Genomic DNA, 1,755 nt, shown 5'->3' on the forward strand with positions numbered 1-1,755 from the left:
ACCACGGGGAACGGTTCCCCACGGTCGTAGCTGTTGTCGAACTCGACGGCGTCGGAGGAGCGCACGCCGACGTAGTTCACGAAGACCGTGTCACCGGCGACTGCGGGGTCACCGGTTCCCTCGACGAGCACCGTGCGCTGAAGTTCGGTCGGGGGCTCGGCGGGGATCTCCACCTCCGGCTTGTCGGGGTTCGCCGTCGTGGTCGGGATCTCGTCGCTCGTGGGGGCTGCGTCCTCGGACGCATCGTCGTCCGCTGTCGTGTCGGTGGTGTCACCGGTCTCGTCGGTCACCGTCGTGTCGGCCGTGTCGGTGGCCTCGGTCGCCGCGCCGGTGTCGGCGGGCTCCGTGTCGTTGTCCGAGCTGCCGCACGCGGCGAGCGACAGGGCGGCGATGATCGAGATGGCGAGAGTTGTCCGACGCATTGCGTCGACGCTATCGCTGGTCCGATGCTCGGTGTCGTCAGCGGGTGTGACCGTTGCCGCGCAGCCACTCGGCCTCGGCGCGGCCGAGCTCGGTCGACGGGCCGGCGTCGACGAACGGCCAGAGTTCGGAGGCGATCCGCCGATAGTTGCCGCGTGCGCCGAGCTCGCCGAGCAAGGCGTACAACCCGAGGTTGATCCGTTGGATGAACACGAAGGCGCGCGGAACGGTTGCGTACTGGCTGATCGGGCTGCTGCGGTCGAAGGTGTGGCGCACGACGGAGTTGGCGTACTCCCGTGTCCAGGTCATCTCGGCGTCATTGCGGACGGTGTCGTAGAACAGCGAGAAGTAGGTGCCGACGTCGTCGGTGTCGACGGGTGCATCGGGGAGCAGCATGCCCGCCTCCTCCACGATCCGCCGGAACTCGACCGCGTCGTGGTCGACCGCCGCCGCCTCGACCATCGACGCGAACATCGAGAGTTCGTCGGCGGTGAAGTGCTTCACCAGCCCGAAGTCGAGAAACGTCACCGTTCCGTCGTCGTGGAAGAGGTAGTTCCCGGGATGGGGATCGCCGTTGAAGGCTCCGAAGCGGTAGAGCGAGCGGAACACGAACCGGAAGATGATCTCCCCGACCCGGTCGCGTGTCTCCTGGCCCCTGTCGAGCATCTCCGACCAGCGGTACCCGTCGACCAGATCGGTGGTGAGGATCCGCGACGTGCAGTACCTGTCGACGACGTCGGGAATCCGGATGAACGGGTGGCCGCGGTAGTAGTCGGCGAACTGGCGCTGATTCGTCGCTTCGAGGTCGTAGTCGACCTCGTCGATGAGCCGGATCCTGATTTCGTCGACCATTTCGGCCGGGTCGAGCCCTCCGAAGCTCTGCTTGAGCAGCGCTCCCAGCATGTCTGCGTTGCGCAGGTCGGATGCGATCGCCTCGCCGACTCCCGGGTACTGCACCTTCACTGCGACCGCGCGTTCGGCGCCATCGTCGTCGATGACGATGGCGCGGTGCACCTGCCCGATCGATGCGGCGGCGATCGGTTCGGGGTCGAACTCGACGAACAGTTCGTCGATCGGCGCGCCGAGTTCGGACTCCACCGTGGCCCGGGCCAGTTCGGTCGACATCGGAGGCGCGTCCGATTGGAGTTGTGCGAGTGCGATGCGCATCGGCTCGGGCAGGCCGTCGTCGAGATAGCTGGCCATCTGACCGAGCTTCATCAAGGCGCCCTTCATCTGACCGAGTTCGTCGGCGACCTGCGTCGCGGTCCGGAACTCGCGTTGGCGATCGAGTCCTTCGCGACGCTCGCTCGACGCGAAGGTCTTGCGCGCCGCGGT

Annotated in this window: 1 protein-coding gene and 1 pseudogene; both read right to left on the reverse strand. The window is 66.8% G+C overall.

Annotation, left to right across the window (positions count from 1 at the left end; translation table 11 throughout):
* Positions 1 to 422: pseudogene (locus WBV89_RS09885) on the reverse strand (hypothetical protein); the annotation flags it as partial.
* 37 nt (positions 423 to 459) lie between these two features.
* Positions 460 to 1,755: ABC1 kinase family protein (locus tag WBV89_RS09890; RefSeq protein ID WP_423981172.1), on the reverse strand; the 1,296-nt coding region annotated here is incomplete at its 5' end.

Origin of the sequence: Ilumatobacter sp. (assembly GCF_049588435.1) — a bacterium.
In the GTDB taxonomy this organism is placed as follows: Bacteria; Actinomycetota; Acidimicrobiia; order Acidimicrobiales; family Ilumatobacteraceae; genus Ilumatobacter_A.